This window comes from Ignicoccus sp. (assembly GCF_056435145.1).
The window spans coordinates 32,501-50,403 of sequence record NZ_JBWNMZ010000019.1; the positions used below are offsets into that span (position 1 = coordinate 32,501).

Below are 17,903 nucleotides of genomic sequence, written 5' to 3' on the forward strand. Positions count from 1 at the left end.
ATGAAGTACGAGGTCCGAGCGAGCTGCCGCGTCGGGGAGGCTTGGAGGAGAGTAACCCTCTCGGCCGCCCTGGGCACGGCGGCTGCCCTGCTCTTGAGCCCGTGGCTAGAGGCGGTGTTACTCCCTTCGGCGGCGCTCTTCGCCTCATCCTTCCAGATCTTAGCTTGTAACAAAGAGAAGAAAATAACTGTAAAGAGGGAAGTTATTATCAAGGAGAAGAGGGTTCTCGTAACCGTGAGCGCCCCTCCCGGATCCTATATTAAAGATTACCCCTCTGCCCCTCCCTTGAGCGGGAACCCAGAGGGCTCCGAGAAGGTAACCTACGTAATAGATTTAGACTTGAACCCGTTTGTCTTTTGGCCGGGAACGTACTTTAAGGTAAGGGAGGGGCAGTGCGAGTGCACAGCCTTCTTATCCCTCAACGAGGTAGTCTCCTCGTGGAGCTTGGAGGGCCTTGGGTTAGGAGAGCCCGTGGAGGTTGAGGGTGGGGAGTTCGCAGTCCCCGAGGTTGAGGGCGTCCGGGAGTACGTCCCCGGGGACGACCCCCGGTTGGTGGTCTGGAAGACCTTGTACAGCCCGGGAGGGCTCAGAGTGAAGGATCTCAAGAAGGTCACTGAGGTGGTGGGGCTGAAGAGGGGCATAACCACTTACACGCTAGACATCGGGAATTGGAAGGAGAACTCCTGCATGAAGGCTTTTGCAGAAAACTTGGCTAAGTACTTGGACGGCGTCGGAATGAAGCGGGTTGTCGGACGCGCGGACGTGGCCGTTGTAGCTCCTGGAGGTAAAGGAGAGGCCGAACTCTACTTGCTCTTGAACCCCCTCGTGTGCCTCCCAGAGATCGAAGGCTTTGAGGCGCTAGAGCTAGTAAGGGAGGAGGTGCTGAAGGAGTACCTAATGGCAGAAAAAGCCCTCAAGGAGAGGGGCGAAGTAAGGGGCGTGCCGTGGAGCGTCCCCCCGCGGCGTACGGCTTGGCGGCCCTAGCGGTGCTTATAATGGACCCGGTGGCCGGCTCAGCAGCCGTCGTCATATCTTTGTTAATTGGGTACTGTTGGAAGCGGTTGTGGGCTTGGTTCGCGCTCCCGAGCGCCGGCGCGGCCTTCTTGGGCGCGTACTTCTATATTCCCCCTCTGGCAATCGGCCCATTTTTGGCAGCTCTCTACGTCGACCCCGCCATCGCCTTCGCGCCTCTCCCGTTCGCCTTGGTTGCGGTCGCGGGGGTGCCTCTGGCCAGTCCCCTCTTCGGGGGTTACCCGTCCAGCGTGGTGGCAAGCGTTCCCGCGGAGGTTGCGTTGGCCTTTAGCTACCTCCCCTTACTCCACTTAGGAGGCAGCGTCGCGCCGGCGCTGGGATTCTTGGTAGGCCTCGCCACAGCCCCGTTGCTGGACTTGGTCTCTAAGCTCTGTCCGAACGGCCCCATGATAAAGCTAAGCGAACCGATCTTCGTAGGAATAGGGGCGGGCTTAATGATAAATGTAGTTAGGTTGAGGCTGAGGTTAATCCAAGGTATAAAGTTTAAACTAGCAGCGCTGCGCAGAGGTCGCGCATACTGATTATTCCCAACACCTTCTCCCCGTCGACGACCACTAAGTGCCTTATTCCGTTCTCTACCATTATTCTGAGGGCGTCTTTCACGGGGGTCTCTGGGGTTACGGTAATTACGTCCTTCCACGGCGTCATGTAATATTTAACCTTAGCCCTGTTGGGGTCCGCGCCTAAGGCGAGAGCTGCTATCACGTCGCGTTCTGTGAGCAGCCCCGCAGCGGCCGTTCCGCCTCCCTCCTCTCTGGTGACTAAGAGCGCTCCTATGCCGTTCTCGTGCATGAGCTCCACCGCCTCGCCTATGGTGGCCTCCTCGTCTATAGTTATGATCATACGCTCCCTACCGAAGTACTTTTCTATAGAGCTCAATGCCCTCTCCCGAGACGGGTTGAAGTGCGAGTTTTTAGGTTGCGAGGAAACGGGCTCGTGCCGCTTTAAAGAGGCTCCCTTATAGCCGTCGCACGGTGGAAGCGATCATAGCCTTCGCGCAAAATATCAATTCAACAGCAATAAATATTTGCTCGTCCGACGTAACCATGTTCATCGCCGCCATGATAGGCGTCGCGGTAGCGGCTGTGGTGGGCGTAGGAGTTGGGCTGTACTTGTGCAAGAGGTCGTTGAAGGTGGTGAAGGGGTGAGGGTTGCGCTGGTCGGGGCCGGCCTGCGGTGCGAACACTTAAACGAAATGGTCAGAAGGGCTGTTCTAGAGGCCGAAGAGGTTTGGGTAGACACTTACACGAGTCCCTTTCCCGGAGGGCTGCTCAACTGCGTGAAGAGGTTCAGGAAAGACGCCCTGGAAGCAAACAGAGACGTCCTGGAAGGTTCCTTCAGGTTCTCAAAGAGCGTGGCGCTAGTAGTCCCCGGCGACCCCATGGCGGCTACCACACACTCGGCGCTCTTGTTGGAAGCGAAGAAGAGAGGCTATGAGATCCGGATAATTTCAAACGTCTCTGCGCTACAAGCCGCAAGGAGCAAGAGCGGCCTCTCCCAGTACCGCTTTGGCAAGACGGTCACTTTGATGTACCCTAAGGACGGAATCACGTTCACCGAGTCGGTTTACAAAGTCATAAAAGATAACGACGCAATGAATCTACACACAATAGTTTTGTTGGAAACTGGCTACGGGAGGAACATGACCGCCCCGGAGGCGGCCAAGCTCCTCTGCGAGTACGGAGAGCTGTGCGAGCGGAGGGTAATTGCCATGGCTCGCCTTTGCTGGGACGACGAGGCTATAAGGGTGAGCACAGTAGAGGAGCTCGCAAGCGACGACTTGGGCGGTCCCCCGCACTTGCTCGTGTTCCCCTCGCCCAAGCTTCACCCGCTCGAAGAAGAGTTTATAGAAACAGTCCTCAGATGATACCCGCGTCTTCCCCGCACCCCCTTTTTAGCTACACCCCAATACTACGCAGTCACCGGGTGAGGGCGTGAGGCTGGTAACGGTTAAGATGCCCGAAGCCTACGTAGAAGCCATAGATGAGCTGGTCAAGAAGGGGAGGTTCACCTCTAGGAGCGAGGCTATCAGGGTAGCTATCAGAGAGCTCCTCAGGAGGGAGCTCTGGGTTAGGGAGCTGGAAGACGAGGACGAAGAGCTCATCGACTGAGCTCCCTCCCCTTCTCGCCCAAAACCCTAGCTATTTTACCGAAAACGCCCCCCTCCTCGAGTTTCATGAGCATCTCAACGGTTATGCCCCCCGGAGTTTCGACCTTGGAGCGCAGCTCGTAGGGATCGTACTTCTCCAGCATTTTTATCGCCCCTAGTATGGACTCTCTGGCCAACTCCTCTGCCAATGACCTCTCGACGCCGGACGCCACTAAGGCCTCGACCGTCGAGCGGAAGTACTCGGCGTGTAACGCCGGCCCCGAGCCCACCACGGGCAAGGCCGCGTCTAGAGTCCTCTCTTCTACCCAGTAGACCTCGCCCAGCCTGCCCCAGACGGCCTCGACGGCCGAGTCCGCGCCGCCTCCCCTCTCGGCGACCAGCACCGGAGACTCGTTGACTTCTACAGTTACCGAGGGCATGACTCTGTACACCTTATCGGCGTACTTCTTGAGCTCCTCTAACTTCACTAGAGCGGCCGTGGAGGTTATCGGGACGTCGGCGCCCCGCAGCCCTTCCATCACCGACGGTACCGCGGGGGGCGGGACGGCGACTATGACCAGCTCAGCTCCTTCCGGGCACGCGCTGAGGGGGACTACCGGAAAGCCTTCCTCGCGTGCCAGCCCGTCGGTGGGAGGCAACGTAGAGACTATTACCTCCACGCCGGCGTTCCTCAACCCCTTGGCTACGGAGGATCCCAACTTACCGTACCCGACCAAACAGACCTTCAACGGGTCCGCCGAAGCTTGTGGCCAAAAGGACGTTTTTAGGGTCCGGGAGCCGCGGCCCCCAAGAGCCTCCCCACGAGCTCCGCCATGGAGCCGGCAACCAAAGCGGCAAAGAAATAGACTCCCAAGACTAACGGGTTCTGGTAAACAACGCTCAACATCAAACCTATACCCATAACGCTCGAGAAGGCCGTCACGAAGTACTTCACGGGACCTTCCCTTACCCCCTTCGGGGCCTGAGGTTCGAGGGGCGCCTCCTCAAAACTGAGCCGCAGTCGGGGCAGACCCCCACCCAAGGCGGGTACTCCCTCTTGCAAAAGGGGCAGTAGTTGACCCACTTGATTACCCCTCTTATACCCCTGGTCCTCACGCTCCTTACCTTTAAGCCGAAGCTCTTAGCTACGTTTAACGCCCCGTAGTCGTCGCTCAACAAGGTAGCGCCCAGCTGGAGGGCGAGGGCCACTACCGCCACGTCCGCCTCGCTGAGCCTCTCGCCCAGCTCCTCGCACCTCCTCCTAACTTTTGCCACGTACGCGCGGCCGGGTTCCAAGACCTTTAACTTAGCCTCGTAAAGCTTCAAGGCTTCCTTGGACTCTCTGTCCTTCACTTCCTTCACGTTGAGCGGGGTGGTGTAGTTCTCTCCGGGCATCAGCGACGGCATTCCGGCCAAGAGGGAGCCGGTGTCGTGGACGAACCTCGTACCCTTCACCCGGAAGGGTCGGGACGCGGGGGCTAAAGGTCCCGCCCGGACGGGACCCTCTTCAGTCCAAACTTAGTAATACCAGTACCAGAGGCCCCTCTTGATCAAGGTTCCCGAACACTCTTCCTCCGGAAAACACGCCACGACCTCGCCGCCGCTGACCAAGGGGTAGGGCGGGCCGCCCAGAGCGAAGACCGGGGCGTAGCCCCTAGGTCCCCTAACCGCCCGCCCCCCTCCGCAGTCGCAGACGACAGCCCACGTCCAGGCTAGGTCGAAGGCTTCGCAAGCGCCCTCCGAGCGCTCGAGGCCGGCGAGCCTGTGTAAGGGGATGTAAGTGTCGTAGGGGTCGACCAAAGCGCCCTTGTACAAGTAGTAGCACGCCGCCGGCCTCTTCAAGACCCTCTCGAATCCTCCTTTCCTCACCCTCAACTTCAATAGATACGAAGAGAGTAACTCCTTCCTCGAGTAAACCTTCTGGAGCTCCTCCTCATAGGTCATCGGCGAGCTCCCTTCCGGCCGCTACGTAAGTCTTTACTGCAGTTTCGAGCTCCTCCTTGGTTATGACTTCTTTCTCAGTATGTGAGAGCTCGCTTGCGCCTGGGCCGTAAGCCGCGATGCTCTCCACGGAACTACCCAGGACGTTCATGTCGCTCGTTCCCCTCTTCTTCACGAACCTCCCCTTCAAGCCTTGTCGCAACAGAGCCCTCCTAAGAGCCCTTGGTACGGGGGAGGTCGGCTTCACCTCCACGGGGCCCAACCAGTCCTTCAAGCTCACTTCACACTCCGAAAAAGTGTCCAGAATGTCCTCCAGCTTCACGGATGCCGGAAACCTCACGTCAAAACGCGCTACGACCTCGGTCGGGAGGACGTTGAACGCGTTCCAACTCTTAATTGATGTAAGGCTCACAGTAGCTGGGCTGAGCTTCTCCTTAGCTAACTGATATAGGTCCCAGAGCTTCTCCACGGCGTTCTCCCCGACCTCGGGGGACGAGGCGTGGCCTCCCTTAGCCTTGCACTTCACTTCCAACCACGCATAGCCCCTGTAACCAATAACCACGTCGCGCGTATTCGAGGGCTCACCTATTATCACGTACTTTAACTTCGGACCGTGATCCCTTAAGTACTTAGCCCCGCGGCTGTCGTCCTCCTCGCCGACCATCGCTCCCAACAGCACGTCCTTACCCTCTTCGGCCAATTTGATTAGGGCTTCGCTCATGGCCGACAGGGGTCCCTTGGCGTCCACTGCCCCCCTCCCGCTTACGGAGTTCTCCGTAACTTTGGGTTCCCAGAACCCGGGAACGGTATCTATGTGAGATATCAAGGCTAGCGAGTACTCTGACTTCCGCTTGGGAGCGGCCAAGACGTTACCGGCGCCGTCCCTCCAGACCTCCAAGGTCCCGCCGCTTAGCTCCCGCAAGGCTTCCGCCAACGCCTCCGCCGCCTCGCCCTCCTCGCCGCTGGGCGAGTAGACTGAAACTATCCTCTTTAGCACTTCGAACGCCAGCATTAGCGCCCCTTGTGTCGGCTCACGGGAGGTTTTTCAGAGGCCCCGATTATAATTCCAAGGGCTTCCAAGGGTAGTAAGACTTACCTTCCAGACACTCCTTCAAGACCTTCAAATGGCCTTCGAGCCACCTGGCCTCGGAGAGCAGCGTCTTCAGAGGGACTAACGGGAATATGGGTAAGGATACTACATCTCTAAAGGCTTCATGGATGTAATAGATGTCTGCGGTCCTCTTGTCGGTTAAAGCTAGGATGTACGTTACCGCAGACTCCGGCTTGAAGCCCCCGGTGGGGTTCACGCAGACGCAACGGCTGCAGTCGCCCACTTCCTTGTCCAATATCTTTTTATACGCACACATTAGGTTCACCAACCCTTCGTAGAAAGTCCCGTGTTTGCCCAAACCTTTTATGACGTATGCCGACGCCTCAGCCCCTTCTCCCTCTAAGTAAACCTTCAGAGCCTTACAAACCAGCTGGCCCGCGTGTGTGTCGCTACAAAGGAGTACAACATTGAGGTCCGAGAGGTTCTCGGCCTTCTTTATTAAAGCGTTAAGCTCGGCCGACGCTTGGACTGGGTCGTTCTTGATGAACCCTACTATATTATCAACTAAGTCGTCCAACGACAGGCCGGAAGCGGACAAGACCCTCTCTAGGTCTCGAAGCTCGAGCTCCCCCCGCTCCAGCTTGAGCAGCGCCGTTGCCAGGCTCTGGTTGGTGCACACCCTCTGGAAGTTCCTGAGGGTGCTGGTGCCCACGCTCAGTACGTGGGTAGAGCACTCCAAAACGTCTCCCACGACGTTGTCCGTACTGTTAGCTAAAAATATTATGAATAATGAGCATTCACATACCACTGGTTTTAAGGACGGCCGCTCGCCTGTTAGTTTTCTTAACACGAGAGTCGTGAAGACACTTTAGGTGCGTTCTAACCGTCGTAAAAGCTCCAGTACTACTCGACCCGCCGAGTGGGGAGGCGGCGTTGGGACTGGAAGAGCTCGTCATGTCCATATATGACCGCATGGAAAGTAAACTCAAAGACATAGAAACCAAGAACTTGCAGAAGGTCGACGACGCTGAGAGGTTGAAGGAGGCGATAGCAAGAGCGCTCGAAGAGGTCAAGAAGGGGAGGGAAGAAATGGCGGAGTTGCTCAAGAGCGGCTCCGTTGACCTAGCCACCATAGAGCAGAAGATAAAAGAGACCTTAGATAGGGCTAAACAGTACTTGGGCAAGGAGTACACTGGCTTAAAGACGGCGAAAGCCACCTTCTCTCGTTGTGTAAACATGTACAAGAAGAAGGTCTGGCCGGAGGTAGAGAGGGCCGTCGCTCGAGCTCCCTCGGCCGATGAGTTGTGAGCCCGACCCACGCGAGCGATGAGCGACTACGCCAGTGACGAGGCCTTAAGCCTTTTTGTAATTCCCCTCCCCCAGAGGGGAGGTTCATCTCGGATGCCCGCCTAAGCTTGCGTACTACTATACCTTGGTCCCCGTGATCTTCATCTTGCGTCCCGGAGGGGACTAGGGTTGCGGAGGGCCTAGTCCGAGCGCCCCCAGTAATTTCTACGACGTCCCGGGGGGTTACTAGGGTGGGAGATGATCGTTGTTCGCCGCTCTCGTCGACGGCGATACCAACGTGGCGTTGGAGTTGAAGATGTATTTCGTGACCCTAGCAGTCGTGTTAGATGAGGTGTGTCACTCTTTCGTAGCGAAGAAGGTTGCAGAAAAGCTAGGGGAGGTAGCCCGAGGAGGAACTTGCGTGCAGAGGGGCCGCGCTCAACTTATTAAAAAATGAAGAAGATATTGAAGTATTACTCAATTATGAGGATGGACGTGCGTATCGCCCGAGGGGTCTCCGAGCTGCTCACGGCGCTCGTCGCTAGGGTGGACAGCGCGCTGGCCAACTTTATAAACAAGGTTAAGCGCTGTGGTAACTTGGTGGCGCTCAGCAGTTACGTGGATAAGGCCTTCGTCGCTAAGAGCTTAAAGTCATTAAATACGTCGCTGGTTCCTTCCCTCGACAACGATATTGGGAAGGGCCCGAAGGCTTGTGTCCTAGACGAGTTTGGCGAACGAGGCTGTGAGGCTTTGAGTGGCTTTGACGACGCTATAGTTCCTAGACGAGAAGTTCGTCCCCGTCCTAGGCCGTTGCCAGAGGGGCCTGCTTGAGGAAATGCCGTCCTTGCGAGAAGGGCGCTAAAAGCGTTCGAGGTTCAAGTCCCACCAGTACGCGGCAACCATCACGTCCACCAGGGCGAGCCCCTCTGTGAGACCGCGGCGTTCGTTGGGGAGTGGGCTTAACTGGGCGCGTCTTGAGGGACGTGCCAAGGCACGGCTAAAGGGGCCCTTGGCGGCCGCCCGGGCGCCGGGGTTTTCCCGGGGAGGGCCCGGGCCCAGAAACCTATATATGAATTTACGTTCGCGAGGCCGGCGGGCGTTCTTCGTAGCGAAGTGGATCTCCGGGCCCGCCGGGCGCCTCACTTAGTTCGGGTTAACTCTACCGGGCGTGGAGTTAACGGCCAGTTAACTCTCCCATCGCCCGACTTACCGGGGTAAACCATGCGATCTGCTCGACCTTCGAGGGGCGTGTTACCGTCCCGCGCCCGACTGCTTTCAATTCATTTCTCCATAAAACTTCCCCTCCAGAAGCCCGAACCTCCTTCACCAAGCTGAAGCGGAGGCAGCATTTGGTTCGGAACACTACCGATAGCTTTGTTCCAACACCGAGTTTCTCCCACCAAGGTTGGTTCAGCAGACGCGCGGGCCTTGAGTTAGGTACGTAACACTAACTTTATTTTAGTCTCTGTGTCCGCCCAGCCCTACCAAGCTGATGACCGTCTGAGCGGGGACTGGAGCGACGGTCGTGATACGAACTCTCGTCTCACTTTGTTTTTACTGAGCCCGCGCCGACCTCAAGCCGCGAGCCCCTACTGTCGTGCGGGTGATGTTAGGTGTCGGAGAGGGGCAATGTATAGTCGTTCGTCGCCGTAGGAAGTTATCAGATGAGCCCGCCCTTGGGCGGGCGAACGGTGAGGTCGCCCGCGTCCGTGCTGAGGACCACTTTCAAGTCATCTAAGGGTAGATCCAACGAGGGACACCACAACAGCACGGTGAACGTGCCCTTGTAAAGTCTCACTGCCTTGAAGGAGACCGCGTAGAGCCAATCAGTGCCGTTGTAAAGGACCTTTTGTAGCAGACCTATCCTACGCACGAACTCTAAGGTGCCGCTGGTGTTGGCTAAGTACGTCTCACACTTTAAATTCCCGAGAGGGACGAAGGAGGGAGTGAAGGTCCCTACAGTGGCCCACCCAGGGGCCCCCTCTGGGGAGTACCAGCCGTTGTCAACGTCCAAGACGCTTACGGCCTTGACTGGGGGGTCACAGCCTACCTTGAAGTAGAGAGCGCCGGGGCAGAGGGCGTCGTAATCGTCCGCGTCTTTACTCTCTTGGCCGTAGTAGCCGGCGGGGACGAGGGCCCTACAGCCGTAACTGCTGGCCTCGACGGAAGAGGAGAGCACGAACGAGTCGAACGTACAGACCGCGTCCTTGCCGTAATAGACTTGAACTGCCGTTATGGTTATAGGTTGTCTAACGATAAGGATGATGGCTATGAGCTTTCCTTTGGCCGAGTCATAACCCGGCAACAGTTCGTAAACGCCTAAGGTCGTCGGGGGCCTCAGAGGGAATTTAAGACTGACGAGGTTTCCCAAGGCCTTGTTGACGACGCCCAGCACGGTGGCTACTAACGCCATCGATATGGCTATCAATATTAGTTCAGACACTATGGAGCTCTGTCCCCTCACCAGCTCCTCCGGGTGAGCTCCGCTTGTTAGGGAGAATATAAGCTAACAACAGCGTCAAGAGCCCGAAAGCCGGGTACAGATAAGCGAAGGCCGCGAGCGGGGCACAGCGCAGCTGTCCCAGGGGCAAGGGCCTCAAGCTAAAGGCACAGCTCCCCAAGCCCTCCCAGCGCGGCACGGACCAGCTGAAGAAGGCAGGCTCGTTAGGGGGTACGTACTTACCCATAAAGACGTTCACTATACTCTTGACCTCGTACCGCGTATCGTTCACCTCAAATGTCGAGATCAGCTCATAAGCAGTTAGGTTACCCCGATACGAGTAAGTGGAAACGGTCTTGGTCCCCAACCACTTCGCCTCCCCGACGGGCTGGTAGAAGCGCGCTTCCAGCCAAGAGGCGTGGAGGAGCGCAACTGCGAAAGTAACCGACGTTAACACCATAATAGCGCTAAACGCTTTCTTCGTCTTGAATAAGTCTATGACAGCTAGCACCGCCGGCGCCAAAGTCGCTGACTCCGGCGCGAGGAGCATTAGAGGGCCTAGCAGTCCCAGTTTATCCTTATTCTTTATATAAACTATCAAGGAGAAGTTAAGGGCACTCAAGAGCTGTACAGCTAAGAAAGCCCACAAGAGGGCCTCCGGCGTCACAACGTTTAAGAACAAGTAATTGTCGACGAAGTCTAAAAGAGAGGCGACGGTCAGTAAGGCCACCGAAACGTAATGTAAAGAGAAGCGCTTGTCCAGAAAGGGCCCCTTCAACGCGCGTTTCAACGAGTACACGTAAATGGCGATCATGACCAACGCGGTTGAAGTTTGGATCCCAAAGTAGGGGCTGGGCACGTTGCCGATAGGCAACGGGTACAAGCGGAAGAGGGAGAACGCTACAAATACGTTGAAGAAGGCCGTTAGCTTCGAGGCATTGTCGTCAGCGTGGAAGAGTAACGTTGCAGAGGCCGGGAGGAGGGCGAGCGAGAGGTGGAAGGAGTCCGGAGGTAAAGGGAGGCCGTAGGCCGCTTGAGCGTGGGCCGCGGAGGATAGAGCGACGGCGAAGCTGAAGAGGGTGCTGAGTTTGGCATATATATCCTTTAACGTCATAAAATATGCCAATACCAGTGCTGCTACTGTCGCCAAAAGAGGATAGAATACGAAGAACCACTGCCCCCTGAGTACGGAGAAGCCCAACGGGGGGAGCCGAGGAGGGGGCGAGGAGAGCGGGTAGTTCAAGTTTAAGTAATTGGACCAGAGGAACAACAACGAAAGTAAGGAGAGCGACGAAAACGCGAAGAACCTCTTATCGTTCTCTTTAAGTCCAACTAAGACCAATATTGTAGAGAACAACGATATGGTGAAGAAGGGAGTTGTGAGGGCCGCTATTATCCTTTGAACCTCTGGAAGGCCGCAGTTCGCCCAGTACCAACCCTCTAGGCTGAAGGGCTTACAGCTGAGGAACTCGTATAGCGTCCCCGCTGCGGGGAGGAAGCTCGAAAGCGCCATTAATCTCAAGGGCGGGAACGAGAATGCTACGAAGTTCAATAAGAACGAGATTATTATTGCCAGATATATCATTACTAGTGTCCCCGGGGTTGGAGAGGAGAAGGGTTAGTAAAAAAGAGGTTAAAGCGTGTGGTCTGTAAGGCGTCGACTGTAAAAGATGATGGAAGTAAAGCGCGTCTAGCGCGTACAAGTGTGGAATGAAAAAACTTTACGTTATGCTGAGAGGCACGCTGGCCTCCCACGTGCTGCCGTCACTGAAGACCATCTTAACGTCGACGCTCTGCATGACGTTGGGGTTCACGTTGGGGCACCATATTACGACGGCGAAGTTGCTCTGGCTGGCGCTGGCGACGTCGAATATCGGGACATCGCCATTGTAGTGGGTGTTCACGAACCTGTCAAACTTTATTACAGCTTTGGTCTCGGCGAAGTTGGTCTCGACGTAGTTAGTGCTGACGTAGTTGACCTCCCAAGTTCCGGCGAGTACGGTGGCGAACGGGTTGTCAAACGCTATTAGAGTACTACCAGCAGGACTATGACCAGATGTCAGCTGTCCCGCGGCGGCATGCGCATTTTCATCACTGGTCTTGCCGTGAATAATGCCGCCGGGCACTAACAAGTCGTCGGAGTCATAGTCTCCAGTGTAGTTGCCGGCGAAGCCCCAGAACTGCAAACCGTTGGCTGTCTGTCCGCCTATGGTCTGTCCTATGTGGTACTTGTCGTCGGCAGTCATGAGGAAGCTGTCGTAGTGGCACACCACTCTGCCTTGATATATCACATCGATGGCGTCTATGGTGATGGCTTGGCCTCCTTGGAGCACTTGGGCCGGCGGCTGGAAGCTGAGTATGAGCACGGCCTTAGCTCTGTCGAAAGATTCCTTGTCTATTGCGGTAGCGTTTGTCGCCGGCCTGGCCCAAGTGGCTTGGATGAGCGTCAGGCTCTTGCCGGTGACTTGGCTCCCAGCTACGTTGGCGCTCAGCCCGCTGACCCAAGTGTAGAGGAGCACCGCAGCAGCGACGGCGATCAGTATCAGCAACAAGGTCGCTATTACGGGGGACACGCCCTTCCTCGCGATCTTCACGCTCTCACTCTCTCGGTAACGGCAACGAAGTGTAAGTTTTAAGGTAGGGGGTTGTTCTGAGAGGCAGAAGTCGCGCCCGGAGTCACCTCAAGTCCGAGTAGAGCACCCTAGCTGCGGTGACCAGCGGGTCCCAGACGGGGGCCAAGGGAGGTACGTAACCTATATCAGAGAAGAACAAGTCCTTAACGGTGCCCTTATTACTCAACAAGGCAGCGACCGCGTCTACCCTCCCCTTAACCCCCTCGGGGCCTACCGCTTGTACTCCCAGCACCGTCCCGTCCTCCGCGGCCACCAGCTTGACGTGGATGAACTGTGAGCCGGGGTAATAGTGTGCCCTCGTCCTCGCCTTTATAAAAGAGCTCTTAACCTTGAGGCCCAAGGACTTAGCCTCCTCTTCGGTGAGTCCGGTCCGACCTATCTCCAGCCCCGAGGCGACGGTTATTCCGGTGCAAGCGACTCCGGGGAAAGGAACCTTCTTGCCGGAGGCGCTCAAGCCTGCGACCAACCCCATCTTGTTGGCGGGGGGAGCGAAGGGACACCAAACCTCGTGCCCGGTATGGACGAACCAGCTCTCGGCCACGTCCCCGGCCGCGTAAACGTCGGGCAAGTTGGTCTCCATGTACTCGTTTACTTTGATCCCTCCGAACTTCCCCAGCTTCACGCCGAGCTTCTTGGCCAGGTCCACGTTCGGCTCGACGCCTATTGCGACTACTACCGCTTGGGCCCTTATCACCTCTCCGTCGCTCAGCTCCACCCCCTCGACCCTCTCCCTCCCGAGGACCTTGGTCACCGTGACGCCCTTGTGGAGCTTTATTCCTATCTTGCTCAGGTGATCCTCTACTAACTCGCTCATCTCCGGATCTAAGCTCCTCCTCAAGGCGCGCGAACGTACCACCAAGTGTACCTCGCGGCCAGAGTCTCTGAGCTCGGCCGCGACCTCAACGCCGGTGAAGCCCGCGCCCACCACGACCACTTCCTTCGCGTTCTCGAGCTCCCTCTTAGCCGCTATCCCGCTCTCGACCGTGTGTAACTTTATTACTCCCTTGAGGTCTTCGCCCTCCACGCCCAAGCTCTTGGGCTTGGCACCCGTAGCTAATATGAGCTTGTCCCACTTGTACTCCTTCCTCTCGCCGTTCTCGACGACAGTTACGGTCCTCTTGTCGTAGTCGGCGTCCACTACCTTGGCGTGGGTGTGAACGTCTATGCCCCTCTTCTCTCTGAAGACCTCCACCGGGTAGTAGACCAAGTCGTCGGGCTCCTTAACTTTGTTGACAATGAAGTAAGGGAGACCACAAGGCGCGTAAGAGACGTAGCCGGAGGCTTCAAAAACTCTAACCGTCCAGTCCTTGTGAATCCTCTTCACGCGGGAGGCGGCGCTCATGCCCGCCGCCCCGCCGCCCACGACCACTACCTCCACGTGGGGCACCTGGGCCCACAGCGCGCGGAAAAAATAATATTATGCTTCTTACCGAAAGATCAGCTCCGTTCCATCTTTTGTCTCAGGCAAGATCCCATAACCTTAGCTAGGTACAGCATAACTCCTAGCCCGGCCGTTATGTCGGGATCCTTCATAACTTTTAGGAGGCCCAAGAGGCCGACGGGCTTCGCGTGCTTTAAGAAGTCGGGAGAGTTCAACGCCTTCATTGTACATTCTGACATAGCTTCGATGTTTTCCTTGAATACTATTGGGTCAACGTCCTCGAGTGCGTTCAACGCGCCGTCTGCCGCCGCCATGGCGTGGTGAAGCCTCCTGTCGTTAGCCCCCAGCTCTAGCACCTCCTCGCCCTTTTCTGCCAAGGCGATCAGTATTCCTAGAAGGCCGGTTTCTTGTAGTTTGGCGATCGCGTCCGCCAGCCTCTCTACTGCCCTCGCCAGCTCTTCTACTTTTTCAGCTTCCAACTTTTCCAAAACTTTACTCAATTCCCCGCTCATGTTCATCACCTCAAGGCATCTATCCAACCCAAGTAAAATGCTAGCTTCATGAATTTTATCATGGGGTTCTGGACAGTTACATACATCTTCTGGGATGGGCCGTTGTGATTTATGTCGAAGGTAACCATCATGCCGGTGGGGCCGAAGTCCGCGACCGCCACTATCTCGTCGGGGAAGAGCACAGTGCCTCTCACGCCGGTTAGGTCAGATATGAGCGCGTCGGCCGCCGAGACGGCCGCGGCGTGGGAGAAGATGCCGGCTATGGGGAAATTGACGCAAGGCATGGCGGCGTCGGTCGGCACAAATATGTTCTTGTACTTCGGGTTGCGGAACTCCGGATAAGTGGTTGCCAACGCTTTCTTGTTGTTCGGACAGATCAGCTCCGGCCTGTCCTTTGCGAACTCTGGCACCTTGACCGGGGGGACGTATATAAGTAAATCGTACTTGAGCGTGCTACCGTCCTTAAACACTATCTCATTCTCCCTAACTTCCTTAGCCTCCTTACCCATGTGGTAGACTATGCCCAGCTTTTCGTGTAGCCTCTTGAACTGTCTAAAGACGTCCTTGAACATCTGTGCCACTTGCCTTTCGTCGAACGTGGTGACTAGGTGGACCTCCGAACGCGGGTCCTTCCTCATAGCGAAATACTTCAATTTGCCGACCATCTCGAAGGGATAGCAGCCGCACCGGAAGGGGAGGCCCGGAACCAACATAACGACCCTACCGCCCTTGAACTCGCTGAGGGCCTTCCTCATCCTCTTAGCTCCTTCTAAGCTGTAGTTGTGGTAGCCGTAGCGACTGAGCCCTGGGACGACCTCGTAGTCGTAACTGACGCCAGAACCGATGAACAAGTAATCGTACTCTATTGTCTTCCCGCCCTTCGTCTTGAGCTGTTGCCTTGAGGGGTCCACGTCCACGACCTCGTCAATGACGAGGTCGGCGCCGTACCTCTTGGCTATGTTCGCGACGGGGGCCTTGAGCTGGTCTTCCCTCACCTCGCCCAAGGCGAAGTCCGCGAAGAGGGGAGGCATGTAGTGCCACTCATCCTTGTTTATTATCGTTATTTTGAGCTTATCTTGTATCTCTGGCGGCCCCTCGCGGAGCCGCCTCAGCGCGACGAGGGCCGACACCCCCCCGCCCAAGAAGACCACGTGCTCTGACAAAGCCTCACTCCTGCCCCTCGCTCGTTTTGACCGCTATAATGACTTTCTTTACTAAGTGGACGGTAAAACTACTTTAGCCTCCTAGAAGCTATGACCAGCTGCCCTAAGGCTATTCCGCCGTCGCCCGGAGGGACCTTTCGCGGCAAAACGGGCTCCACGACCTCTTTGACCCCCAACAAGAACGGTTCGTTCACCGCCGCGCCGCCGGAGACGAGTACCGGAAGGCCCATCTCCGTCGCCTTGAGGGCCATATTATAGCCCAAGTTGTATTGAATCGTGAACGCAACGTCCCTCAAGTTTTTGCCGTCCTCGAGAGCCTCGAGAGCCCATCTTAGGAGCTCTGTCACTTTAATGACGCTACCCTCAATTATCTCGAGCTTCGCTAAGGGTTCGCCCCCGAAGGAAGAGGCTTCGAGGAGCATGGCCGGCTCGCCCTCGTAACTTCTCTCGTAAGCCACTCCGAGAAGTACGGCGAAGGCGTCCAAGGTCCTCCCTAACGAGGAGGTCAAGACGCTGTTTCCTATACTCTTACGCGCCACCTCGAACTCGACCCCTCCGCCCGGAAGGGCCTTGGCGAGGGCGCCCTTCCACCTCTCTAAGTCCTCACCAGCTGCGTACAACAGTCCCATTAGAGCCCTCGCTGGGTACTTGACCGCTCTGTCCCCGCCGGGCAAGGGGAAGTACTCTATGTGCGCCAACCTCTCGAACCCTTCTCTGGTGACCCTCAATACTTCCCCTCCCCACGAGTTCCCGTCCAAGCCGTAACCTGTGCCGTCCACCACAACGGCCGCGGCCTCCTCCAAGCGGGCCTCCGCCATGACGGAGACTGCGTGGGCGTGGTGGTGTTGGACCTCGACGAGCTGTGCCCCGAACTCCTCAGCTAATCTCGAGGCCAAGACCTTGCTGCTGTACCGGGGGTGGAGGTCCGCCGCTACGAACTCCGGAGTCACCGAGTACTGTTCCATTAACCACCTCAGCTCTTCCTCCATAAACCTCAAGTTGTCGTATTCGTCCGTATCGCCTATGTACTGTGTCAACACCGCTTTGTTTGAGAACGAAACCCCTCCCGCGTTCTGGAGCTCCGCGCCCACGGCGACGCCGTTGGCGAGCTTCTCGTCCGCTTCCAGCCACGCCGGGGCGTAGCCCCTGCTCCTCCTCAAGAAGAGTGTCGTCCCCGCGCTCCTCCTGACAACGCTGTCATCTACCCGATGGACTATTTCCCTATCATGATCCAAGACGTAGTCAGCCAGCTTTAAAGCACATTCCTTCGTTATGCACGTCGGCTTCCCGGAAGAGTTCGCAGAAGTCATAATAGAGAACTTCTCCGACGTGTAGTTGAGCAGCAAGTAGTGGAGGCCCGTGTAGGCCCTCATGACGCCCACGAGCGCGTGGCCCGGCGCCACCAACTCGCTTAAGGGGCTGTTCTCCCTTTTGGGGAAGAGGACTATGGGAGCTTCCGGCGAGTTAAAGAGGTCATCGTCCTCAACTACGACAATTCTGTTTGCCACTTCCGAATTAAGGGCCATCAGTGCGAACGGCTTCCTTGGTCTCTCCTTCCTCTTACGCAAGGTCGCCACGACTTCGTCGTCCGTAGCCTTGGCGGCCAAGTGGTAACCACCCATACCTTTGATCGCTATTATGAAGCCTTCGTCGAGCAGCTTGGCAGCTTCTTTAATGGGATCTCTGACCAACACCGTACGGCCTTCCGAGTCTAAGAGCTTGACCTTGGGGCCGCACTTGGCGCAAGCGAAGCCTTGCACGTGGTACCTAGGGTCTTGAGGGTCTCCGTACTCCCGCTCGCACTCCGCGCAGAGCGGGAAGTCTGCCATGGACGTGTTTTCCCTGTCGTAGGGCAAAGAACGAAGCATGGAGAACCTGGGGCCGCACTTGGCGCAGGAAATCAGAGGGTATTTATATCTCCTTGAAAACGGGTTAAGCATCTCCCTCAAGCAGTCGTCACACAACCCCAAGTCCGGGGGTATCTGGGAGTATTTGTGCGAACTCTTGTCGCTCTTCAAAATTACGAAGTCGTCAAACTCCCTCTCCTCGGCCTCACTCACTTGAACGCCATCTACCCTTATGGGGGGAGGAAGGTTCTTGATCAAATGGACAAATTTGGAAATCTTAGATTCATCACCGATAACGTATATCTCCGCTGCGCCGCCCGCGACGTTCTTCACGTACCCCCTTAACCCTAACTTGCGAGCTGCGCGGGCGACTTGGGGTCTGAAGCCTACACCTTGAACGAGGCCTTTGACGATGATCCTCCTCGCGGGCAAAGGCACTCTTCACGCGCGTGCGCGAGAGGAATAATAAAATTTCTACTGGGTCCGCGCCGGCCGAAGCGCCGCTTTGCCGGAAGGGAGGGGTCGAC

The 17,903-nt window shown here is 56.7% G+C and carries 22 protein-coding genes; 8 read left to right on the plus strand and 14 right to left on the minus strand.

Annotated elements, in window-relative coordinates:
* Both AC1HCZ_RS06660 and AC1HCZ_RS06665 read left to right on the plus strand, forming a co-directional pair.
* The gene (locus AC1HCZ_RS06660; RefSeq protein WP_479462759.1) at positions 1-984 is read left to right on the plus strand and encodes a DUF58 domain-containing protein; all 984 of its coding nucleotides are present in this window, start codon (positions 1-3) and stop codon (positions 982-984) included.
* Positions 945-1,553 carry a hypothetical protein gene (locus AC1HCZ_RS06665; protein WP_479462760.1) on the plus strand — a complete coding sequence of 203 codons (609 nt, stop codon included), beginning with the start codon at positions 945-947 and terminating at the stop codon, positions 1,551-1,553. The genes AC1HCZ_RS06660 and AC1HCZ_RS06665 overlap by 40 nt, the downstream gene beginning before the upstream one ends.
* Here the strand turns inward: AC1HCZ_RS06665 and AC1HCZ_RS06670 are convergent.
* Positions 1,516-1,911 (minus strand): CBS domain-containing protein, encoded by a 396-nt coding sequence (locus tag AC1HCZ_RS06670; protein ID WP_479462761.1) that lies wholly within the window; start codon positions 1,909-1,911, stop codon positions 1,516-1,518. The two genes, AC1HCZ_RS06665 and AC1HCZ_RS06670, sit on opposite strands and share 38 nt — an antisense overlap.
* 95 nt (positions 1,912-2,006) lie before the next feature.
* Here AC1HCZ_RS06670 and AC1HCZ_RS06675 point away from each other — a divergent pair, with 95 nt between their 5' ends.
* The 3 genes from AC1HCZ_RS06675 to AC1HCZ_RS06685 all read left to right on the plus strand — a co-directional run bounded on the left by AC1HCZ_RS06675 (position 2,007) and on the right by AC1HCZ_RS06685 (position 3,143).
* Positions 2,007-2,180, plus strand: coding sequence for a hypothetical protein (locus AC1HCZ_RS06675; protein ID WP_479462762.1), 174 nt, complete (start codon positions 2,007-2,009; stop codon positions 2,178-2,180).
* Positions 2,177-2,899: a diphthine synthase gene (gene dph5, locus AC1HCZ_RS06680; protein ID WP_479462763.1), complete on the plus strand. Its 723-nt coding sequence runs from the start codon at positions 2,177-2,179 to the stop codon at positions 2,897-2,899. Before AC1HCZ_RS06675 ends, dph5 begins: the two co-directional genes overlap by 4 nt.
* 67 nt (positions 2,900-2,966) lie before the next feature.
* Positions 2,967-3,143 (plus strand): ribbon-helix-helix domain-containing protein, encoded by a 177-nt coding sequence (locus AC1HCZ_RS06685; RefSeq protein WP_479462764.1) that lies wholly within the window; start codon positions 2,967-2,969, stop codon positions 3,141-3,143.
* Here AC1HCZ_RS06685 and AC1HCZ_RS06690 read toward each other — a convergent pair.
* The 6 genes from AC1HCZ_RS06690 to AC1HCZ_RS06715 all read right to left on the minus strand — a co-directional run bounded on the left by AC1HCZ_RS06690 (position 3,133) and on the right by AC1HCZ_RS06715 (position 6,921).
* Positions 3,133-3,870 carry a pyrroline-5-carboxylate reductase family protein gene (locus AC1HCZ_RS06690; RefSeq protein WP_479462765.1) on the minus strand — a complete coding sequence of 246 codons (738 nt, stop codon included), beginning with the start codon at positions 3,868-3,870 and terminating at the stop codon, positions 3,133-3,135. The genes AC1HCZ_RS06685 and AC1HCZ_RS06690 overlap by 11 nt on opposite strands.
* A gap of 35 nt (positions 3,871-3,905) precedes the next feature.
* Positions 3,906-4,076 (minus strand): hypothetical protein, encoded by a 171-nt coding sequence (locus tag AC1HCZ_RS06695; RefSeq protein ID WP_479462766.1) that lies wholly within the window; start codon positions 4,074-4,076, stop codon positions 3,906-3,908.
* Positions 4,077-4,087: 11 nt separating this feature from the next.
* Positions 4,088-4,576: an NOB1 family endonuclease gene (locus AC1HCZ_RS06700; protein ID WP_479462767.1), complete on the minus strand. Its 489-nt coding sequence runs from the start codon at positions 4,574-4,576 to the stop codon at positions 4,088-4,090.
* A 63-nt stretch (positions 4,577-4,639) separates the two neighbouring features.
* The gene (locus tag AC1HCZ_RS06705; RefSeq protein ID WP_479462768.1) at positions 4,640-5,065 is read right to left on the minus strand and encodes a hypothetical protein; all 426 of its coding nucleotides are present in this window, start codon (positions 5,063-5,065) and stop codon (positions 4,640-4,642) included.
* The gene (locus AC1HCZ_RS06710; RefSeq protein WP_479462769.1) at positions 5,055-6,074 is read right to left on the minus strand and encodes an N-acetyl-lysine deacetylase; all 1,020 of its coding nucleotides are present in this window, start codon (positions 6,072-6,074) and stop codon (positions 5,055-5,057) included. Before AC1HCZ_RS06710 ends, AC1HCZ_RS06705 begins: the two co-directional genes overlap by 11 nt.
* 46 nt (positions 6,075-6,120) lie before the next feature.
* A complete protein-coding gene (locus AC1HCZ_RS06715; RefSeq protein ID WP_479462770.1) occupies positions 6,121-6,921 on the minus strand; it encodes a putative CRISPR-associated protein in 801 nt (266 codons plus the stop codon).
* A 125-nt stretch (positions 6,922-7,046) separates the two neighbouring features.
* On the opposite strand from AC1HCZ_RS06715, the gene AC1HCZ_RS06720 reads away from it, so the two are divergent.
* The 3 genes from AC1HCZ_RS06720 to AC1HCZ_RS06730 all read left to right on the plus strand — a co-directional run bounded on the left by AC1HCZ_RS06720 (position 7,047) and on the right by AC1HCZ_RS06730 (position 8,231).
* Positions 7,047-7,421 carry a hypothetical protein gene (locus AC1HCZ_RS06720; protein ID WP_479462771.1) on the plus strand — a complete coding sequence of 125 codons (375 nt, stop codon included), beginning with the start codon at positions 7,047-7,049 and terminating at the stop codon, positions 7,419-7,421.
* Between the two features lie 244 nt (positions 7,422-7,665).
* Complete coding sequence (locus AC1HCZ_RS06725) at positions 7,666-7,857, plus strand: hypothetical protein (RefSeq protein WP_479462772.1); 192 nt, start codon at positions 7,666-7,668, stop codon at positions 7,855-7,857.
* Positions 7,854-8,231: a hypothetical protein gene (locus AC1HCZ_RS06730; protein ID WP_479462773.1), complete on the plus strand. Its 378-nt coding sequence runs from the start codon at positions 7,854-7,856 to the stop codon at positions 8,229-8,231. Before AC1HCZ_RS06725 ends, AC1HCZ_RS06730 begins: the two co-directional genes overlap by 4 nt.
* Before the next feature lie 829 nt (positions 8,232-9,060).
* Here the strand turns inward: AC1HCZ_RS06730 and AC1HCZ_RS06735 are convergent.
* From AC1HCZ_RS06735 to hypF, 7 genes are all read right to left on the minus strand, one after another.
* The gene (locus AC1HCZ_RS06735) at positions 9,061-9,864 is read right to left on the minus strand and encodes a hypothetical protein (protein ID WP_479462774.1); all 804 of its coding nucleotides are present in this window, start codon (positions 9,862-9,864) and stop codon (positions 9,061-9,063) included.
* Positions 9,836-11,425 carry a hypothetical protein gene (locus AC1HCZ_RS06740; protein ID WP_479462775.1) on the minus strand — a complete coding sequence of 530 codons (1,590 nt, stop codon included), beginning with the start codon at positions 11,423-11,425 and terminating at the stop codon, positions 9,836-9,838. Before AC1HCZ_RS06740 ends, AC1HCZ_RS06735 begins: the two co-directional genes overlap by 29 nt.
* A 136-nt stretch (positions 11,426-11,561) precedes the next feature.
* Positions 11,562-12,434: an archaellin/type IV pilin N-terminal domain-containing protein gene (locus AC1HCZ_RS06745; RefSeq protein ID WP_479462776.1), complete on the minus strand. Its 873-nt coding sequence runs from the start codon at positions 12,432-12,434 to the stop codon at positions 11,562-11,564.
* A gap of 82 nt (positions 12,435-12,516) precedes the next feature.
* Positions 12,517-13,851, minus strand: coding sequence for an FAD-dependent oxidoreductase (locus AC1HCZ_RS06750; RefSeq protein ID WP_479462777.1), 1,335 nt, complete (start codon positions 13,849-13,851; stop codon positions 12,517-12,519).
* A 59-nt stretch (positions 13,852-13,910) separates the two neighbouring features.
* A complete protein-coding gene (locus AC1HCZ_RS06755; RefSeq protein WP_479462778.1) occupies positions 13,911-14,366 on the minus strand; it encodes a helical membrane plugin domain-containing protein in 456 nt (151 codons plus the stop codon).
* Positions 14,367-14,371: 5 nt separating this feature from the next.
* Positions 14,372-15,529 (minus strand): NAD(P)/FAD-dependent oxidoreductase, encoded by a 1,158-nt coding sequence (locus AC1HCZ_RS06760; RefSeq protein ID WP_479462779.1) that lies wholly within the window; start codon positions 15,527-15,529, stop codon positions 14,372-14,374.
* A gap of 68 nt (positions 15,530-15,597) precedes the next feature.
* On the minus strand, positions 15,598-17,808 hold the full coding sequence (gene hypF / locus AC1HCZ_RS06765) for a carbamoyltransferase HypF (RefSeq protein ID WP_479462780.1): 2,211 nt from the start codon (positions 17,806-17,808) through the stop codon (positions 15,598-15,600).
* Positions 17,809-17,903 lie beyond the last annotated feature (95 nt).

Excerpts from the sequence above, each read along its gene's own strand:
- AC1HCZ_RS06660 (WP_479462759.1), top strand. The coding sequence starts at position 1 with ATGAAGTACGAGGTCCGAGCGAGCTGCCGCGTCGGGGAGGCTTGGAGG.
- AC1HCZ_RS06705 (WP_479462768.1), bottom strand. The coding sequence starts at position 5,065 with ATGACCTATGAGGAGGAGCTCCAGAAGGTTTACTCGAGGAAGGAGTTA.
- AC1HCZ_RS06710 (WP_479462769.1), bottom strand. The coding sequence starts at position 6,074 with ATGCTGGCGTTCGAAGTGCTAAAGAGGATAGTTTCAGTCTACTCGCCC.
- AC1HCZ_RS06730 (WP_479462773.1), top strand. The coding sequence starts at position 7,854 with ATGAAGAAGATATTGAAGTATTACTCAATTATGAGGATGGACGTGCGT.
- AC1HCZ_RS06740 (WP_479462775.1), bottom strand. The coding sequence starts at position 11,425 with ATGATATATCTGGCAATAATAATCTCGTTCTTATTGAACTTCGTAGCA.
- AC1HCZ_RS06755 (WP_479462778.1), bottom strand. The coding sequence starts at position 14,366 with ATGAGCGGGGAATTGAGTAAAGTTTTGGAAAAGTTGGAAGCTGAAAAA.